Here is a 16,611-nt window from a genome sequence, read left to right on the forward strand (position 1 = left end):
TGCACGCAAAGTCGGTGGCGTGCATCTGAATTAACGCTACTGTGCGCGCCACCATTCCTCGCTGATTTCTCCGTGGGCCACCAGTACCGACGGCCCCCGCAGGTAGCTGGTGGCGTCGGTGATGGTGACGACGACCTCGCCGCCCGGCACCCGGACGGTCAGCGTGCCGGTGTCCGCCCCGGTGCCGGCCAGCGCGGCGACCGCGGCCGCGACCGTTCCGGTGCCACACGAGCGTGTTTCGCCGACCCCCCGCTCGTGGACGCGCATGTGCACCGCCCCGGCGTCCGGTGCGGTGAGGATCTCGACGTTCACCCCGTCCGGGAATTGGGCGGGGTCGAAACTGACCGGCGCGGCCACGTCCAGCGCGGCCAGCGCGTCGACGGTCAGGTCGGGGTCGACGCAGGCCAAGTGGGGATTGCCCACATCGATCGCCACGCCGGAAAATCGCCGCCCGCCCAGGACGGCGTCGCCCGGGCCGAGCGTGTTGGCCTTGCCCATGTCGACGCTGATGTCGGCGGTGGTCCCGTCGACGCGATGCACGCTGACCGGCCGGGGGCCGGCCAGCGACCCGACGACGAAATCGTCGCGGTCCTCCAGCCCGCTCGCGCGCAGGTAGTGGGCGAAGACCCGCACGCCGTTGCCGCACATTTGGGCGATGGACCCGTCGGCGTTGCGGTAGTCCATGTACCAGTCGTCGGCGGCCACACCGTCGGGCAACCGGTCCAGCACGCCGGCCGCGGCGGCGGCGCCGGCCGTGGTGACCCTCAGCACCCCGTCGGCGCCCAGCCCGCGTCGCCGGTCGCAGAGGGCGGCCACCCGGGACCCGGTCAGGCTCAGCTCGGCCGCCGGGTCGGGCAGCACCACGAAGTCGTTCTGGGTGCCGTGGCCCTTTGCGAATTTCACCAGTTCAGGATACGTGCCGCCACGCGCGTACCGCGCCGTCGACGAGCCCGGCGCGATCGTCGGCGTTGAGCCACTGCACCCGGTGGTCGCGCCGGAACCACGAGCGCTGCCGTCGCACGTAGCGGCGGGTGCCCACGAACGTCTGCTCCCTGGCCTCGCGGAGTCGATCCGGGCCGCCACCGTCGTCGAGCGCCGCGATCACCTGCGCGTAGCCCAGGGCTCGCGAGGCGGTGACCCCGTCGCGCAGGCCGTGCTCGAGCAGGGCGGTGACCTCCCCGACCAGGCCCTGGTCGAACATGGCGTCGGTCCGCTTGGCCAGCCGGTCATCGAGAATCGTTGTGTCACAGTCCAATCCGATGATGGCGGTGTCCCATCGCGGGGCGCCGATCCGGGGCGCGGAGGCGGCGAACGGCCGGCCGGTCAGTTCCACCACTTCCAGGGCCCGCACCGTGCGGCGCGCGTCGGTGGGCAGGATCGATGCGGCCGCGGCGGGGTCGCGACGGGCCAGCTCCGCGTGCAGCTCCCCCACCCCGACCTCGCCCAGCCGCCGCTCCCAGCGTGCGCGCACGGCGGGATCGGTGGCGGGAAACGACCAGTCGTCGAGGAGTGACTGGATGTAGAGCATGGAGCCGCCCACGATGATGGGCACCGCGCCGGCGGCCGCGATCGCCTCGATGTCCGCGGCGGCGGCTTGCTGATAGCGGGCGACGGTCGCGGTCTCGGTGACGTCGAGGACGTCGAGCTGGTGATGCGGAATGCCGCGGCGCGCGTCGACGGGCAGCTTGGCGGTGCCGATGTCCATGCCCCGATACAGCTGCATCGCGTCGGCGTTCACGATCTGTGCGCCCAGCCGCTCCGCGATGTCGAGGGCCAGCTGCGACTTGCCCGTTCCGGTGGGACCGATGATGGCCAGTGGTCGCACGGCCACCGTCACAGCTGCCAGGCGCCGGCGAAGTATCCCACCCCGTAGGGCGCCCCCCGGTACAGCTCCTTGGCGGATCGGGGCCCCGGCTCGGCCAGGCCGGCCAGCACCTGAAAGGCGACCCGCCCCAGGATCTGGGGCGGCAGGCGGGTCAGCGCCGCCACGTCGCCGTCGGCGAGCGCGTCGTTGAGGGCCTCTTGCGCGGGCGCGTTGTCCGGGTGGTGTCCGCCGGGGGCGGACGGGGTCAAGGTGTTGGCGCCGTCGGCGACGACCAGCACCCCGATCGGCTCGGGCAGCCGGTCGATCTCGGTTCGCAGTTCGCGGCCGCGGCGAAGCGCCGCGGTGGCGCCGTGGTCGCCGCGGTAGACGCGGACCCGCGCGCTGGCCTGCGGCTGCGCCCGGCCGCGCACCCAGCCGCCCAGCAGCGCGCACACCGGGAGTGCCAGTGGCTCGGGCTCGTCGCCGTCCTGCGGTGACAACCGGACACGCACGTCAACTCCGAAACCCGCGAACGTGCCCGCGGCGTCGGGACCGAATTCCTCGTCGGCGGAGCCGGTCCCGATGATCACCCAGCGTTCGGGCAGCAACGCGGCCGCCGCGAGCGTCGCCGCGACCAGATCGGCCACCTCGGCGGCGGCCGCCCCGGCAAGTTCGGGAACAAGCACCGGCGCCGACGGGACGATGGCAATGGCGCTCAGCACGCCACCAAACTAACGTGATCGGGCCGCCACCAGCGAACCAGTCAGCAGCGTGGGCCGTCGGCGACCACCAGGCACTCGCCGTAGGGACCGAGGCTCTCTTCGGCGGATGCGTCCCGGGCCCGCTTTCTTCGCGGTGCGCCCCCACCGGATTCGGTCCGGTCGACGGCGGCGGCCTCGCCGCGCGCCAGCGCGATGGTCGCGACGATCACCACCGACACCGCGGCGACCAGCACGAACGACTCGGCCCCGCTGGCGTTGACCGTCTCGCCCAGCACCAGCACTCCGAGCAGCCCCGCGACCACCGGCTTGGCGACCGTCATCGTCGGCAGCGACGCGGTCAGCGTGCCGGCGCGGAATGCCGATTGCTGGAAGATCATCCCGGCCAGCGCCACCAGCAGCCAGGGCACGAACTCCGGCGAGGTCAGCACGCGCGCGACGCCGTGCTCGGACATCTCGACGATGCCCTTGGTCAACACCGCGAACAGCGCCAGCGAGGACCCCGCCACCACCGCGAGCAGCACCGCCGCGAACGGGCTGCCGGACCAGATTCGTGCGGCCACCACGCAGCCCACCAGCAGCGGCGCCATGACCAGGGCCACGATGATCCAGGTCTGCAGCGGCGCGCGCTGGTGGCCGGACTCCGGGTCGCCGACGATGATGACCACCGCCAGCCCGGCCGCCAGGACCAGCGCCCAGATCCATTCCCGCGGCTTGACCCGATGATGGGCGAGCCGCGCGTAGATCGGGAGCGCGAACAGCAGCGCGGTCACCTGCAGGGCGGTCACCATGACCACCGAGCCCCACGCCAGGGCGGCGGCCTGCAGGCTGTAATTGGTGACCGCGGCCATGCCGCCGAGCCACCATCGCGCGTCGCGCAGCGACATGCGGAACAGTTCGAGGTGCCCGACCTGCTTGTCGGTGATCTCGTGCGCGGAGCGCTGACGGATCACGTCGCCGATCGCCGATGCCAGCGCCGCGCACAAGGCAATCAACGCTGCGACATCAACTTTCGACATATCCCCGACCCCCAGAGCTCACGACCGTCCGACCCAGCTTTCCCCGGGGCGCAAGCAAATACACGCACATTTCGCGTTCAGTTCAGATACAAATCTATGACGTTTCACACGTCCGGCCGCGCCGCGGGCGATCCTTCGATTATTACTTCAGCAATCTATGTGACCGCTTGGATAACTCTAAGAGAACATCACAGGTAGCGCGAGCCGAGGCGGCCGCCCCGGTTCCCCGCCCCGAATACCAAGGTGGCGGCGTGTGGTCGCGCAAGCTGCTTGAATACTGTTAGGCGCCTGCTGGGAAAACCCGGGTGGGACGTCCGCAGATGCAAGAACGGTGCCGCTACGCGCGGCAGGCGCGCGGTACGCCAACCGCGCGGAAGGTTTGCGAAAGGGTAGTGACGAGCGCATGACGGCTGACCAGCCTCGCGACGAATCGGCCCGGCCGGTGCCGCGTCCGGGGCCGCGTCCCGGTCCGCGGCCCGCGGGCTCGGGGTCGCGGCCGGCCGCTCACCCGGTCGTGGTGCCGCCCCCACCCAGCGATCCGCACCAGTTCGGGCGCGTGGACGACGACGGCACGGTGTGGCTGATCAGCGCCGCCGGCGAGCGGATCGTGGGCTCCTGGCAGGCCGGTGACCGCGAAGCGGCGTTCGCCCACTTCGGCCGGCGATTCGACGACCTCGCCACCGAGGTCACGCTGATGGAGGAGCGGCTGGCCTCGGGCACCGGGGACGCGCGCAAGATCAAGGCGCACGCGTCCGAGCTGGCCGAGACGCTGCCGACGGCCGCCGTGCTGGGCGATATCGACGCTTTGGCCACCCGGCTGGCCAGCATCGCCGAACACGCCGAGGCGACCGTCGCCGCGGACCGCTCCCGGCGCGAGGAACATCGGGCCGCCCAGACCGCCCGCAAGGAGGCGCTGGCCGCCGAGGCCGAGGAGTTGGCCGCCACCTCGACGCAATGGAAGGCCGCCGGCGACCGGCTGCGCGCGATCCTCGACGAGTGGAAGACCATCACCGGCCTGGACCGCAAGGTGGACGACGCGTTGTGGAAGCGCTATTCCGCGGCCCGCGAGGCCTTCAACCGGCGGCGGGGAGCGCATTTCGCCGAGTTGGATCGGGAACGCTCGGGAATCCGCCAGGCCAAGGAACGGCTGTGCGAGCGGGCCGAGGAACTCTCCGATTCGACCGACTGGACCGCCACCAGCGCGGAGTTTCGCAAGTTGCTCACCGAATGGAAGGCGGCCGGGCGGGCGACCCGGGAGGTCGACGACGCGCTGTGGCGGCGCTTCAAGGCCGCCCAGGACGTGTTCTTCACCGCCCGCAACGCGGCGACCGCGGAAAAGGACGCGGAGTTCCGCGCCAACGCGACGGCCAAAGAGGCGCTGCTGGCGGAGGCCGAAAAGCTGGACACCAGCAATCACGACGCCGCTCGGGCGGCGCTGCGCTCGATCGTCGAGAAGTGGGACGCGATCGGCAAGGTCCCGCGGGAGCGCACCGCCGAGCTGGAGCGCCGGCTGCGCGCGGTCGAGAAGAAGGTGCGCGACGCCGGCGAGGCGGATTGGTCGGATCCCCAGGCGCAGGCCCGGGCCGAGCAATTCCAGGCGCGCGCCGAGCAATACGAACAGCAGGCCCAGAAGGCCGCGGCGGCGGGCCGGGCCAAAGAGGCCGAAGAGGCCAAAGCCAACGCCGAACAGTGGCGGCAGTGGGCGCAGGCGGCCGTGGAGGCCCTGAGCCGCAAGTCCTAGCTGCCGCCGCCCGATCCGGTACCGCTTCCGGGATCGTCACGCGGGCGGTCCAGGTCGTCCAGCAGCGAGGTCGACTGCTGCTGGGAGGCGGCGCGGCGGCGCTGCTCCTCGGCGGCGAGCTGCACGATGGTCCGCTGCCACACCACGCGCGCCCAGTGATAGATGAGCAGCAGCACGGTGATCCAGGCGACGATCAGGCCCCACCCCGGCCCCGGGTGCCCCGCGGCCACGGTCTGACGCGACCAGATCGCCAGCATGCCCGCCGCGCCCGCGATCGCCGAGCCGGCGAGCGCAACCCAGGCCAGCGCCCAGCGCCGGGTCACCAGCGCCAGCATCGAAAAGCCCACGCCGAAGACCAGCGCCAGCCAGGCGAACACCCGCGACGGCAGCGCGACCGCGGCCGCGCCGGCGCCGTGGCTCCCGAACAGCACGTCCCAGCCGCGCACATCGCCGGTGTGCGGCAGGATGAACGACCCGAGCAGCACGAACACCAGGATCGACACGAAGAAGCCCCGTGGGCCGGGGTCGATCCCGCGCGCCACCCGGCGTTCGGCGGCCTCGATCTCGGTGCGCAGGGCGCCAAGTTGTGTGTCGTCTTTTTTCATCGTGCACATCCCAGGGGTTGGGCCGGGCCGACGGGCGGACCGACGGCGGGCATGCCCAGGCCGATGCCGCGCGGGCGCCGCCCTGCGGCGTGCGCGTCACCCGCCCGGGTGCGGCGGTGGGTCAGGATGCCCGCGTCGGCGATGAGGTGGTGGGGTGCGGCCCCGGTGACCATCGTGGTGATGACGTCGCCGGGGCGCGGCCGGGTGTCGGCGGACCCGCGGGCCGCGTCGCCGACGGCGAAGTGAACCAGCCGGCCGTCGCGCGCCCGCCCGCTCATCCGGGCGGTGGCGGTGTCCTTGCGCCCCTCGCCGGTGGCGACGAGCAGTTCGACGGTCTGGCCGACCAGGGCCTGGTTGCCCTGCAGCGAGATCTCCTCCTGCAGCGCGACCAGCCGCTCATAGCGTTCCTGCACAACGGCTTTCGGTAGCTGACCGTCGAGGTCGGCGGCGGGGGTGCCGGGCCGCTTGGAGTACTGGAAGGTGAAGGCGGCCGAGAACCGGGCCCGGCGCACGACGTCCAGCGTGGCGGCGAAATCGTCCTCGGTCTCACCCGGGAACCCGACGATCAGATCGGTGGTGATGGCGGCGTGCGGCATCGCCGCCCGGACGCGGTCGATGATGCCGAGGTAGCGCTCGGCGCGATACGAGCGCCGCATCGCGCGCAGCACCCGGTCGGACCCGGATTGCAGCGGCATGTGCAGGGCGGGGCACACGTTCGGCGTCTGCGCCATGGCCTCGATGACGTCGTCGGTGAATTCGGCCGGGTGCGGCGAGGTGAACCGCACCCGCTCCAGCCCGTCGATCTCGCCGCAGGCGCGCAGCAGGCGGGCGAAGGCCCCGCGGTCGCGCGGCAGCGCGGGATCGGCGAAGGACACCCCGTAGGCGTTGACGTTCTGGCCCAGCAGCGTGACCTCGAGCACGCCGTCGTCCACCAGCGAGGCGACCTCGGCCAGGATGTCGTCGGGGCTGCGGTCGACCTCCTTGCCCCGCAGCGACGGCACGATGCAGAACGTGCAGCTGTTGTTGCACCCGACCGAGATGGAAACCCAAGCGGCGTAAGCGGATTCGCGGGCGCTGGGCAGCGACGACGGGAACTCCTGCAGCGCCTCGGCGATCTCGACCTGGGCGACCTTGTTGTGCCGGGCCCGCTCGAGCAGCGTGGGCAGCGACCCGATGTTGTGGGTGCCGAAGACGACGTCGACCCACGGCGCCTTGCGCAGCAACGCGTCCCGGTCCTTTTGCGCCAGGCAGCCCCCGACCGCGATCTGCATCTCGGGATCGTCGCGCTTGCGCGGGGCCAGGTGGCTGAGGTTGCCGTAGAGCTTGTTGTCGGCGTTCTCGCGGACCGCGCAGGTGTTGAACACCACCACGTCGGCGTCGGCGTCCTCGGCCGCCCGCTGGTATCCGGCCGCCTCCAGCAGGCCCGCCAGCCGCTCGGAATCGTGGACGTTCATCTGGCAGCCGTAGGTGCGGACCTGGTAGGTGCGCGCCGGTGCGGCGCCCCGCGCCACCGCCTCTCGCACCGTCGAAGTCACGGGGCCATGGTACGGCGGGCGGTCGGCGCGGGTGAAACCGCACGTCACCGCCTAGACGCGGCGGCGCTCCCGCTCGGCGGCCAGCTCGGCGAACACCACCTCGCACGCCAGGTTCTGGCTGTAGCCGCGGCGCGCCAGCATCCCCACCAGCCGCCGCGTCACCCGCGCGTCGTCGTCGCTGAGCGTCTCGCGGCGCAGCTTGGACCGGACCAGCTGTTCGGCCCGATCCCGCTCGGCGCCGGCGTCGATGCCGGCCAGCACGGTGGTGATCACCTCGTTGTCGACGCCCTTGGTGTGCAACTCGGCGGCCAAGGCGCGCTTGCTCTTTCCGGCGTGCGCGCGGCGGGACCGCACCCACTGCTGGGCGAAGTCGGTGTCATCGATCAGGCCGACGGAGGCCAACCGGTCGAGCACCCGCTCGCTGACGTCGTCGGGATAGCCCCGCTTGGCCAGCCGGCCGCGCAGCTCGGCCCGGGTGCGCGCTCTCGCGGTGAGCAGGCGCAGGCACAGCGCCCGCGCCTGCTCCTCGCGGGAGGGATCAGAAATCGACGGGGGCGGGCAGGACGCTGTCATCGGACAAGTCATCGGTCACGACCGCGCCAATGCCGAGCTTTTCCTTGATCTTCTTCTCGATCTCGTTGGCCACTTCGTCGTTCTCCATCAAGAAGGTGCGGGCGTTCTCCTTGCCCTGGCCGAGCTGCTCGCCCTCATAGGTGAACCAGGAACCGGACTTGCGGATGAAGCCCTGATCCACCCCCATGTCGATCAGCGAGCCTTCCCGGCTGATGCCCCGGCCGTAGAGGATGTCGAACTCGGCCTGCTTGAACGGCGGCGACACCTTGTTCTTGACGATCTTGACCCGGGTGCGGTTACCCACCGCGTTGGTGCCGTCCTTGAGGGTCTCGATCCGGCGAACGTCCATGCGCACCGAGGCGTAGAACTTCAGCGCCTTTCCGCCCGTGGTGGTCTCGGGGCTGCCGAACATCACGCCGATCTTCTCGCGCAGCTGGTTGATGAAGATCGCGGTGGTGCCCGAATTGTTCAGCGCGCCAGTCATTTTCCGCAGCGCCTGGCTCATCAGCCGGGCCTGCAGGCCGACGTGGCTGTCCCCCATCTCGCCTTCGAGCTCCGCGCGCGGCACCAGCGCCGCCACCGAGTCGATGACCAGGATGTCCAGGGCGCCGGAGCGGATCAGCATGTCGGCGATCTCGAGGGCCTGCTCCCCCGTGTCGGGCTGGCTGACCAGCAGGGAATCGGTGTCCACGCCGAGCTTCTTGGCGTACTCCGGGTCCAGGGCGTGCTCGGCGTCGATGAAGGCCGCGACGCCGCCGGCGGCCTGGGCGTTGGCCACGGCGTGCAGGGCGACGGTGGTCTTACCCGAGGATTCCGGGCCGTAGATCTCCACGACCCGGCCGCGGGGCAGGCCGCCGATGCCCAGGGCCACGTCCAGTGCGATGGATCCGGTCGGGATGACCGAGATCGGCTGGCGCATCTCGTCGCCGAGACGCATTACCGAGCCTTTGCCGTAGCTCTTTTCGATCTGGGCCATCGCCAGTTCGAGAGCCTTCTCGCGATCGGGGGCTTGCGCCATGGTGTCTCTCCTATAGTCGGTGTTCGTCTGACCGGTATCGGTCGGTTGGCGGTGACACTAGAGAAGCCCACCGACAAGTTGACTGGCCGAACGCTCCCCACACTAGCCGAACAGGTGTTCGATTCAAGTCTGACACGCCGTTCATCGCCATCGCGTGTGGCAACATCGGCCACCGAAAGGCGTCGACGGGGCTTCGCGGCGGATTTCCTCAAGAGGCGGGCGCGACGCGATGGACATCTCCACCGAGCTGGCCGAAACGGCTTCCTATGGAAGCTTTTTCGCCCTGACCGTCGGCGGCGACGCGGCGGGATGGCATCCGGTCACCCAGTCCTACGCCGACGGCTGCGTCGACCTGATCGACGCCACCGCCCGGCGCTACCGCACGACCGACCTGCGGATCGGCGCCTCGCTGGTTCACCTCGGCCACGCCACCCGGCTGTGGTCGCCGGTGCTCGCGTGCGCGATCGGCCACGGCGTCCTCCCCCGGCTCGACGACCTGCAACGCGCCGACGACGGCGCGCAGCTACGACTGCCCCGACCCGTCGGGATGCCCGCCGATTCACCGGACGCGCTGTATCGCGCCGTGGTGAGCGAGCACATGCGCCCGCTCGCCGCCGGCCTGCGGGTCAAGCTGGCGCCGGCGCTGCTCGCGGGCAACATCGCCTCCGCGCTGGTGGGCGCCGCGCGGGCGCTGCTGACGGCGCGGCCCGACCTGCGCCGCGCGATCACCGAGACCACCCGGTCCCTGCTGGACACCGGCGTGCTGGCCGGATCCGGCGTGATCACCGGCCCGCGGCTGGGCTTCCGGCGCCGCAGCTGCTGCCTGTTCTATCGCCTGCCCGACGGCTCGTTGTGCGGCGACTGCGTGCTGCACCGGACGCCGCGGTAGGGCCGGGCGCCGTTTGGTGCCGCCGCGCCGGGGTATGTGGCCCACCATGGCCCCGACCTCAGCACCGTCCCTGCGCGCCCTCGCGCTGGTCTGCTCGTTGAAGAAGAGCCCCGCGCCGTCCAGCAGCGACCTGCTCGCCGACCAGTTGCTCGATCAGCTGCGCGGCGCGGGCGTCCAGGGCGAGAAGGTGCGGTGCGTGGACCTGGCGCTGCTGCCGGGTGTCGAGGCCGACATGGGCCCGGGCGACGAGTGGCCGGCGGTGCTGACCAAGATCAAGGCGGCCGACATCGTCATCGTGTCGACGCCCACCTGGGTCGGGCACATGTCCAGCGTCGCGCAACGCGTCCTGGAGCGCCTGGATGCCGAGCTGTCCGACACCGACGACGCGGGACGCCCGGCAATGGTGGGCAAGGTGGCCCTGGCCGCGGTCGTCGGCAACGAGGACGGCGCGCACAAGATCGTGGCCGACCTCTTTCAGGCGCTCAACGACATCGGGTTCTCGATCGCCGCGCAGGGCTGCACCTACTGGAACGGCGAGGCGATGCAGGGCACGGACTACACCGACCTCGACGACGTCCCGGACGCGGTCGCGTCCGCCACCGCCAACGCGGCCCGCAATGCCGTGCACCTGGCCACGGTGCTGCGGCAAAACCCTTATCCGGCATACGAATAACGCGCGCGAGTCACCACTGCTCGTGGGGCACGTCGAAGTCGACGCACAACGCCCGCCAGACGTCGCGGGGCTCGATGCCCTCCTCGATGGCCTGGGCGGCCGTCCGGCCGTCGAAACCGGTCAGCACGTGATCGACCAAAACCGATGACCCGTAGGTGGAACCGAAGCGCAGCACCACCCGCTCGTGAAACTCCGTTAGCCGCACGCCAGTGAACATACCCAGCGGGCATGGATCGGACACCCGGGCGCGACGCCGGTCACCGCCAGCTGGCCGGCAGGTCGATGATGTGATTCGGGCAGTCCTCCTGGACCGCGAGGGACATGGTGTCGCGGGCGTGTTGCGCCGACATCGTGGCGCGCAGTCGCATGAAGGCGTATTCGGCCGGCGCGAGCCCCTGCTCGGCGGCGGCGGGATCGTCCATCAACTGACAGGCCTGCTGCTCCTCGGGGCTGTCGGCGCGCGCGACGCCCGCCCCGAACACCGGCCCCGCCAGCAGGGCGCCGGCCGTGACCGCCGTGATCATCCTCATTGCGTGCCTCCCGCCGAAGCATAAGGCGGTGCGGGGCGGGTCATCCGGCCGCCGCCAGCGCGTCGTGGCACACTGCGACCGGGTCGGCGACGTCGGCGATGCTAGCGGCGGCCCGCCGCGCCGCGGCCCGGTAGCCCGGCGCTGCCAGCACGTCGTTGACCGCGGCCACCAGCGCGTCGGCGCTCAGCGGACGAACCAGCCGCGCGCTGCCCTGGCGGACGATCCGGTTGGCGATCTCCCACTGGTCGCCGCCGCCGGGCACCGCGACCAGCGGCACCCCCGCCAGCAGCGTCTTGGCCACCATGCCGTGCCCGCCGCCGCAGATCACCACGTCGGCGTGCGTCAGCAACTCGGCCTGGCTGCCCAGCCCGGCCACCGCCCACGGCGGCACCGTCAGCTCCGCCCCGCCCAGCCGCGAGACCACCACCCGCGCCCCCGGCGGCAGGGTGTCCCCCGGTATCAGGCAGGCCAGCGCCACCTCGGCCAGGCCTTCGGTGCCGGTCGACGCGGTCGACGGCGCGACCACGACCACGGGCCCGGACCCCGCGGGGATGTCCAGCGCCCGGTCGGTCGGCTCGAAGTGCAGCGGGCCCACCAGCACCGCCTCCGGCGGCCAGTCCGGGCGGGGCACCTCGCACGCGGGCAGCGTGGCGATCAGCCGTCGCAGCGGACCGGGGTCGGCGGCCGGCAAGCCGATCTCGGTGCGCACCGCCGCGCGCTGCCGCAGGCCCGCCCGCCAGGAGCGCGCGGTGAGCGCGCGCATCGCGGCGTCGCGCAACCGGCCCCGGATGCCGGTCCCCGGCGTGAGCCCGCTGCCGATCGGGGGCAGGCCCTTCGACGGCAGGTACAGCGGATGCGGATTGAGCTCGATCCACGGGATCCCCAACAGCTCGGCGGCCATCCCGCCGCCCGCGGTGATGACGTCGGAGACCACCAGGTCGGGCGCCAGGTCGCGCAGCGCGGGCACGTTGAGGACGGCCATCCGCGCGGCGCGCCGGTGGATCCTGGCCCCGGCGTCGACGTCGTCGTCGGTGGCCACCAGCCCGTCCAGCGCGACGGCGTCGATGCCGGCGCCGCGGGCGGTGTCGATCCATTCGGCGCCGGTGAACAGCGTGGGCTCGTCGCCCGCCTCGGCAAAGCGCCGGCACAGCGCGATCGCCGGGAACGAATGCCCGGGATCGGGCCCGGCGACCACGGCGACACGCATCGGGTTCACCCTGCCACAGCGCACGGCCGCCACGCTCGCCTACGCTGGCAAGATGACCGAGCTGACTGGGACAACCGTGGCGAACACCCGCACGGTCGAGGGATTCCTGAACGCGCTGCAGGACGCCGATTACGAGGCCGCCGACGCCGCTTTGGCCGACGACCTCGTCTACGAAAACGTCGGCCTGCCCACCATCCATGGCCGCGCCAGGGCCATGAAGCTGTTTCGCCAGATGGAGGGCCGCGCGGCCTTCGAGGTGAAGATCCACCGCATCGCGGCCGACGGCGGCGCGGTGCTCACCGAACGCACCGACGCGCTGATCTTCGGCCCCCTGCGGCTGCAGTTCTGGGTGTGCGGCGTGTTCGAGGTGCACAACGGGCGAATCACGCTGTGGCGGGACTACTTTGACTTCTTCGACATGCTCAAGGCCACCGCGCGCGGCCTGGCGGCGCTGGTGGTGCCGTCGCTGAAAGCGGCGTTCTGAGCGGGGGCACGATGATAAACCGGGACGCCGCCCGCACGCGGCCGAATTTCTGGCAGTTCGTCCGCTATTGCTGCGGTGGCCGGCTACCGGACTCGATGCGCGACTGGGTGCGCAACGACCTGGCCGGCAAGGGCGCGAGCGCGCGGATGATGCGCCGCGTGGCGGTGCCGGCGGTGGTGGTGCTGGCGCCGTTCTGGCTGATCCCGACGACGCTCGACGTGCATCTGAGCATGACGCTGCCGATTCTCATTCCGTTTGTGTACTTTTCGCACGCGCTGAACAAGGTGTGGCGGCGCCACATGCTGGCCGTGCACGATCTGGATCCCGAGTTGGTCGACGAGTTGGCCCGCAAGCGCGACGCCCGCATGCACCAGTCGTACATCGAGCGCTACGGCCCGCGCCCGGAAGACTAGCCGGCGCCGCGCAGTCCGCCGAGTTCATCGAACGCCTGCGCCCAACCGAGCAGGCGGTCGGTCGCCCCGGCCAGCTCCGCGCGGTAGCGCTGCGACTCGGTGAGCCCGTCACCGTTGGCCGAGGACACCAATTGCGCTGCGGCGGTGACCATTTCGTTGTATTGGCGAACACCGGCGCTCAGTTGCGCGGTGAACGCGTTAATGGTGGGCACCAGATACGACCGCGACTGTTCGCTGGCCTGCGCCGCCCGCTCCATCGACACCACCTGTGCGGCCGTGGACGCCATGGCCGCCGAGGTCTTGGTGGCGGCCGCGGTCAGGTCGCGGATCTCGGCCGTCGGCAACATCGCGCCCCGCTCCAGCACGGCCACCAGCGAGAAGAATCCCCGCTCGGAGGCGCCCAGCGCGTACATGGCGGGGCGCGCCGCCGAACCCGGCGGCGGCAGCCGGCGCGCGGTCGTGGTCCGCGGTACCGGCAGCGGCTCGGACCGCAGCCAGCGGTAGCGCAGCAGCAGCAAGGTGGCCGGAATGGCCATGACGACCGCGACCCCGCCGGTGATCTCCAGCAGCAACGCGAACCATCCCCAGGCCGCGAGCAAGATCGTCACCACCGCCCACAACGCGCACCCGGCGGCGAAGATCAGGCCCCACCGCAGCGCGCGGCGGCGACGGCGCAGCTGGCGTGCGCGCGGATCCGCGGCCGCGCTGATCTTGCGGGCCACCAGGTCGGAAACGTCGGCGGCGGTGGCCAATCCGCGGTGCAGCAGCGCGCGCCACAGGCGGGGCCGCGGCGCGTTCACCGCCATGAGACCGGACTACTGGCCAAGTGGCTTCTCGCTGACCGCACCGCCGGCGCTCTCCGCCGGCGCCGGAGTGGCGGGCGTGGTCCCCGCCGCGGGCGTCCCCCCGGTCGGCAGCGCCTCGCCGCGCATGGAGGCACGGATCTGCTCGAGGCGGGAATGGCCGGCCATCTGCACGCCGGCCTGCTCGACCTCGAGCATCCGGCCCTGCACCGAGCCCTGCGCCAGCTCGGCGGCCCCGATCGCGTTGGCGTAGCGGCGCTCGATCTTGTCGCGCACCTCGTCGAGGCTGGGGACGTTGCCCGGGGCGGCCAGGTCGCTCATCGACTGCAGCGAGGCGCTGACCTGTTCCTGCATCTTGGCCTGCTCGAGCTGGCTGAGCAGCTTGGTGCGCTCGGCGATCTTCTGCTGCAGCACCATGGCGTTCTGTTCGACCGCCTTCTTGGCCTGTCCGGCCGCGTTCAGCGCCTGATCGTGCAGCGTTTTGAGGTCTTCGACGCTTTGCTCGGCGGTGACCAGCTGGGCGGCGAACGCCTCCGCGGCGTTGTTGTATTCGGTGGCCTTGGCGGCGTCCCCGGCGGCGGTGGCCTGGTCGGCCAGCGTCAGGGCCTGACGCACGTTGACCTGAAGTTTTTCCACGTCCGCCAGCTGACGGTTGAGCCGCATCTCGAGTTGCCGCTGGTTGCCGATGACCTGCGCGGCCTGCTGGGTCAGCGCCTGGTGCGTGCGTTGCGCCTCCTCGATGGCCTGCTGGATCTGCACCTTGGGGTCTGCGTGCTCGTCGATCTTCGCGTTGAACAGCGCCGTGAGGTACTTCCACGCCTTGACGAACGGATTGGCCATGAGTTAGCTCCACCTTCGCTTCCTGAGGGGCCGGATGGTTCCGGATCGACCCTGACGGGCCGCGCGCCTGACGCTCAATTTAGTGGGTCGGCGCCGATCGCCCCACCCTTTGCGCGGCATCGGCCGACCGGCACTCAGGCCAGCGCGAGCGTCGCCACCGGCGGAATGACGACCTTGGTGCTGACGTCGATGCTGCTGCCCGCGGCCGCGTCGGCGGGCGCCCGCTCGTGGGCCCGTTCCTGGCCGGCCATCCGCTCACCGGCGTCGGTGAGAACCGACGACAACGGGACGTCCAGCGCGTCGCAGATCGCATTGAGCAGCTCGCTGGACGGCTCCTTGCGGCCGCGCTCGACCTCGGACAGATACCCGAGGCTCACTCGCGCCGAATCGGACACCTCACGCAGCGTGCGGCCCTGTGTCGTGCGGGCCTCGCGCAGCACGTCGCCGATCACCTCGCGCACCAATGGCGGCATCCCGCCCTCCTTCGTCCAGTCGGCCCTGCGCGGCACGTCGCCAGTTTGGCTCCGGCAGGTGCTCATTAGGTGAACGCCGTCAGCGGCGGTCTGGTTCCCGCTCGGCGGCGAAAGAATCAGCCGTTCGTGCGGCGCAGTTCCCGAACGGTCGAGACCACGTAGTCGATCCCGGTGATCACCGTCAGCACGATCGCCGCGCCCATCACCACCGCGGCGGCCACCCGGAACGGTCCCCCCAGCGGCAGGACGAACAATCCGATGGCCAACACCTGAACGACGGTCTTGAGCTTGCCGCCCCAGCTGGCCGGGATGACGCCGCGGCGGATCACGGCCAGCCGCAGCACGGTGACCCCGAATTCGCGAACCAGGATCACCACGGTGACCCACCACGGCAGCTCCCCGAGCATCGACAGGCCGATCAGCGCCGATCCCACCAGGGTCTTGTCCGCGATCGGGTCGACGAACGCGCCGAATTCGGTTGCCATGCCGTAGTTGCGGGCCAGCAGGCCGTCCAGGCGATCGGTGATGCACGCCACCGCGAAGATCAGGAACGCCACCACCCGGAAGCCGGGCTCCTGGCCGTCACCGGCGAACAGGGCGAGCAGAAAGACCGGGACCAGCACCAGCCGCAGCAGCGTCAGCGTGTTGGCGAGGTTGGCGATGTTCGCGCGGCCTACCACCGGACCGGTCTGCGGCTGCCCCGACACGGCAACAGAATAACCGTTGACCAGCGTCGCCGTTCCCGATGCCGATACTGTTAGCCGTGAGCACAAGTCCACAGGGCTACCGGCCGCTGGTGCGGCGAGCGCGAACATCCGACGTTCCCGCCATCAAGCAACTGGTCGACACCTACGCGGGCAAGATCCTGCTCGAAAAGAACCTCGTGACGCTCTACGAGGCCGTTCAGGAGTTCTGGGTGGCCGAGCACGAGGGCCGCGTCGTCGGTTGCGGCGCGCTGCACGTGCTGTGGGCCGACCTCGGCGAGGTGCGGACCGTCGCGGTGAACCCGGCGATGACCGGCCACGGCATCGGCCACGCGATCGTCGACCGGCTGCTCGAGGTCGCCCGCGAGTTGGCGCTCAAGCGGCTGTTCGTGCTGACGTTCGAGACGGAGTTCTTCGCGCGGCACGGGTTCACCGAGATCGAGGGCACGCCCGTCACCGCCGAGGTGTTCGAGGAGATGTGCCGCTCCTACGACATCGGTGTGGCCGAGTTCCTGGACCTGAGCTACGTCAAGCCGAACATCCTCGGCAACTCCCGGATGCTGTTGGTGCTCTAACCGGCC

Annotated in this window: 21 protein-coding genes; 6 read left to right on the top strand and 15 right to left on the bottom strand. The window is 71.1% G+C overall.

What is annotated here, in order from left to right; genetic code table 11:
- Positions 1 to 36 precede the first annotated feature (36 nt).
- From dapF to W7U_RS12995, 4 genes are read right to left on the bottom strand one after another with little or no spacing between them, the layout of a single operon-like run.
- Positions 37 to 903, bottom strand: coding sequence for a diaminopimelate epimerase (dapF, locus tag W7U_RS12980; protein ID WP_008258572.1), 867 nt, complete (start codon positions 901 to 903; stop codon positions 37 to 39).
- 4 nt (positions 904 to 907) lie between these two features.
- Positions 908 to 1,825, bottom strand: coding sequence for a tRNA (adenosine(37)-N6)-dimethylallyltransferase MiaA (gene miaA, locus W7U_RS12985; protein WP_008258573.1), 918 nt, complete (start codon positions 1,823 to 1,825; stop codon positions 908 to 910).
- 8 nt (positions 1,826 to 1,833) lie between these two features.
- Positions 1,834 to 2,526, bottom strand: a complete 693-nt coding sequence (locus W7U_RS12990; protein WP_008258576.1) for a hypothetical protein — start codon at positions 2,524 to 2,526, stop codon at positions 1,834 to 1,836.
- A 41-nt stretch (positions 2,527 to 2,567) separates the two neighbouring features.
- Positions 2,568 to 3,542: a DMT family transporter gene (locus W7U_RS12995; protein WP_014380607.1), complete on the bottom strand. Its 975-nt coding sequence runs from the start codon at positions 3,540 to 3,542 to the stop codon at positions 2,568 to 2,570.
- A gap of 403 nt (positions 3,543 to 3,945) precedes the next feature.
- Here W7U_RS12995 and W7U_RS13000 point away from each other — a divergent pair, with 403 nt between their 5' ends.
- Positions 3,946 to 5,283, top strand: coding sequence for a DUF349 domain-containing protein (locus W7U_RS13000; RefSeq protein ID WP_008258580.1), 1,338 nt, complete (start codon positions 3,946 to 3,948; stop codon positions 5,281 to 5,283).
- Here W7U_RS13000 and W7U_RS13005 read toward each other — a convergent pair.
- From W7U_RS13005 to recA, 4 genes are read right to left on the bottom strand one after another with little or no spacing between them, the layout of a single operon-like run.
- Positions 5,280 to 5,888: a hypothetical protein gene (locus tag W7U_RS13005; protein WP_008258581.1), complete on the bottom strand. Its 609-nt coding sequence runs from the start codon at positions 5,886 to 5,888 to the stop codon at positions 5,280 to 5,282. The genes W7U_RS13000 and W7U_RS13005 overlap by 4 nt on opposite strands.
- On the bottom strand, positions 5,885 to 7,423 hold the full coding sequence (gene miaB / locus W7U_RS13010) for a tRNA (N6-isopentenyl adenosine(37)-C2)-methylthiotransferase MiaB (RefSeq protein WP_085976510.1): 1,539 nt from the start codon (positions 7,421 to 7,423) through the stop codon (positions 5,885 to 5,887). Before miaB ends, W7U_RS13005 begins: the two co-directional genes overlap by 4 nt.
- Positions 7,424 to 7,474: 51 nt before the next feature.
- Positions 7,475 to 7,996: a recombination regulator RecX gene (gene recX, locus W7U_RS13015; protein WP_008258586.1), complete on the bottom strand. Its 522-nt coding sequence runs from the start codon at positions 7,994 to 7,996 to the stop codon at positions 7,475 to 7,477.
- Positions 7,962 to 9,014 carry a recombinase RecA gene (gene recA / locus W7U_RS13020; protein ID WP_008258595.1) on the bottom strand — a complete coding sequence of 351 codons (1,053 nt, stop codon included), beginning with the start codon at positions 9,012 to 9,014 and terminating at the stop codon, positions 7,962 to 7,964. Before recA ends, recX begins: the two co-directional genes overlap by 35 nt.
- 229 nt (positions 9,015 to 9,243) lie before the next feature.
- Between recA and W7U_RS13025 the strand changes: the two genes are divergently transcribed.
- Positions 9,244 to 9,903, top strand: coding sequence for a (2Fe-2S)-binding protein (locus W7U_RS13025; RefSeq protein WP_008258597.1), 660 nt, complete (start codon positions 9,244 to 9,246; stop codon positions 9,901 to 9,903).
- Between the two features lie 34 nt (positions 9,904 to 9,937).
- Positions 9,938 to 10,576: an NAD(P)H-dependent oxidoreductase gene (locus W7U_RS13030; RefSeq protein WP_008258599.1), complete on the top strand. Its 639-nt coding sequence runs from the start codon at positions 9,938 to 9,940 to the stop codon at positions 10,574 to 10,576.
- 10 nt (positions 10,577 to 10,586) lie between these two features.
- Here the strand turns inward: W7U_RS13030 and W7U_RS13035 are convergent, their stop codons facing one another.
- Genes W7U_RS13035 through W7U_RS13045 form a run of 3 tightly spaced genes read right to left on the bottom strand, consistent with a single transcriptional unit; the run spans position 10,587 to position 12,313 of the window.
- The gene (locus W7U_RS13035) at positions 10,587 to 10,793 is read right to left on the bottom strand and encodes a DUF3046 domain-containing protein (RefSeq protein WP_008258602.1); all 207 of its coding nucleotides are present in this window, start codon (positions 10,791 to 10,793) and stop codon (positions 10,587 to 10,589) included.
- A 40-nt stretch (positions 10,794 to 10,833) separates the two neighbouring features.
- Positions 10,834 to 11,106 carry a hypothetical protein gene (locus tag W7U_RS13040; RefSeq protein ID WP_026071291.1) on the bottom strand — a complete coding sequence of 91 codons (273 nt, stop codon included), beginning with the start codon at positions 11,104 to 11,106 and terminating at the stop codon, positions 10,834 to 10,836.
- Between the two features lie 40 nt (positions 11,107 to 11,146).
- Positions 11,147 to 12,313, bottom strand: coding sequence for a glycosyltransferase (locus W7U_RS13045; RefSeq protein ID WP_008258604.1), 1,167 nt, complete (start codon positions 12,311 to 12,313; stop codon positions 11,147 to 11,149).
- Between the two features lie 52 nt (positions 12,314 to 12,365).
- On the opposite strand from W7U_RS13045, the gene W7U_RS13050 reads away from it, so the two are divergent.
- Together W7U_RS13050 and W7U_RS13055 are read left to right on the top strand one after the other, a co-directional pair.
- Positions 12,366 to 12,797, top strand: a complete 432-nt coding sequence (locus W7U_RS13050; protein WP_009956010.1) for a limonene-1,2-epoxide hydrolase family protein — start codon at positions 12,366 to 12,368, stop codon at positions 12,795 to 12,797.
- A 14-nt stretch (positions 12,798 to 12,811) separates the two neighbouring features.
- The gene (locus W7U_RS13055; RefSeq protein ID WP_014942570.1) at positions 12,812 to 13,210 is read left to right on the top strand and encodes a DUF5313 domain-containing protein; all 399 of its coding nucleotides are present in this window, start codon (positions 12,812 to 12,814) and stop codon (positions 13,208 to 13,210) included.
- Here W7U_RS13055 and W7U_RS13060 read toward each other — a convergent pair.
- The 4 genes from W7U_RS13060 to pgsA form a co-directional block, all read right to left on the bottom strand.
- Positions 13,207 to 14,016, bottom strand: a complete 810-nt coding sequence (locus tag W7U_RS13060) for a hypothetical protein (RefSeq protein WP_008258607.1) — start codon at positions 14,014 to 14,016, stop codon at positions 13,207 to 13,209. The genes W7U_RS13055 and W7U_RS13060 overlap by 4 nt on opposite strands.
- Positions 14,017 to 14,025: 9 nt before the next feature.
- Positions 14,026 to 14,853 carry a phage shock protein PspA gene (pspA, locus tag W7U_RS13065; protein WP_008258608.1) on the bottom strand — a complete coding sequence of 276 codons (828 nt, stop codon included), beginning with the start codon at positions 14,851 to 14,853 and terminating at the stop codon, positions 14,026 to 14,028.
- Positions 14,854 to 14,987: 134 nt separating this feature from the next.
- The gene (clgR, locus tag W7U_RS13070) at positions 14,988 to 15,326 is read right to left on the bottom strand and encodes a transcriptional regulator ClgR (RefSeq protein WP_008258609.1); all 339 of its coding nucleotides are present in this window, start codon (positions 15,324 to 15,326) and stop codon (positions 14,988 to 14,990) included.
- A gap of 116 nt (positions 15,327 to 15,442) precedes the next feature.
- Positions 15,443 to 16,033 (bottom strand): CDP-diacylglycerol--glycerol-3-phosphate 3-phosphatidyltransferase, encoded by a 591-nt coding sequence (pgsA, locus tag W7U_RS13075; RefSeq protein ID WP_008258610.1) that lies wholly within the window; start codon positions 16,031 to 16,033, stop codon positions 15,443 to 15,445.
- A gap of 56 nt (positions 16,034 to 16,089) precedes the next feature.
- Between pgsA and W7U_RS13080 the strand changes: the two genes are divergently transcribed.
- Entirely contained in the window at positions 16,090 to 16,605 is a 516-nt protein-coding gene (locus tag W7U_RS13080; RefSeq protein WP_008258611.1) for an amino-acid N-acetyltransferase, read from the top strand.
- Positions 16,606 to 16,611: the final 6 nt, after the last annotated feature.

The organism is Mycobacterium sp. H4Y, assembly GCF_000364405.1.
Taxonomy (GTDB): Bacteria; Actinomycetota; Actinomycetes; order Mycobacteriales; family Mycobacteriaceae; genus Mycobacterium; species Mycobacterium intracellulare.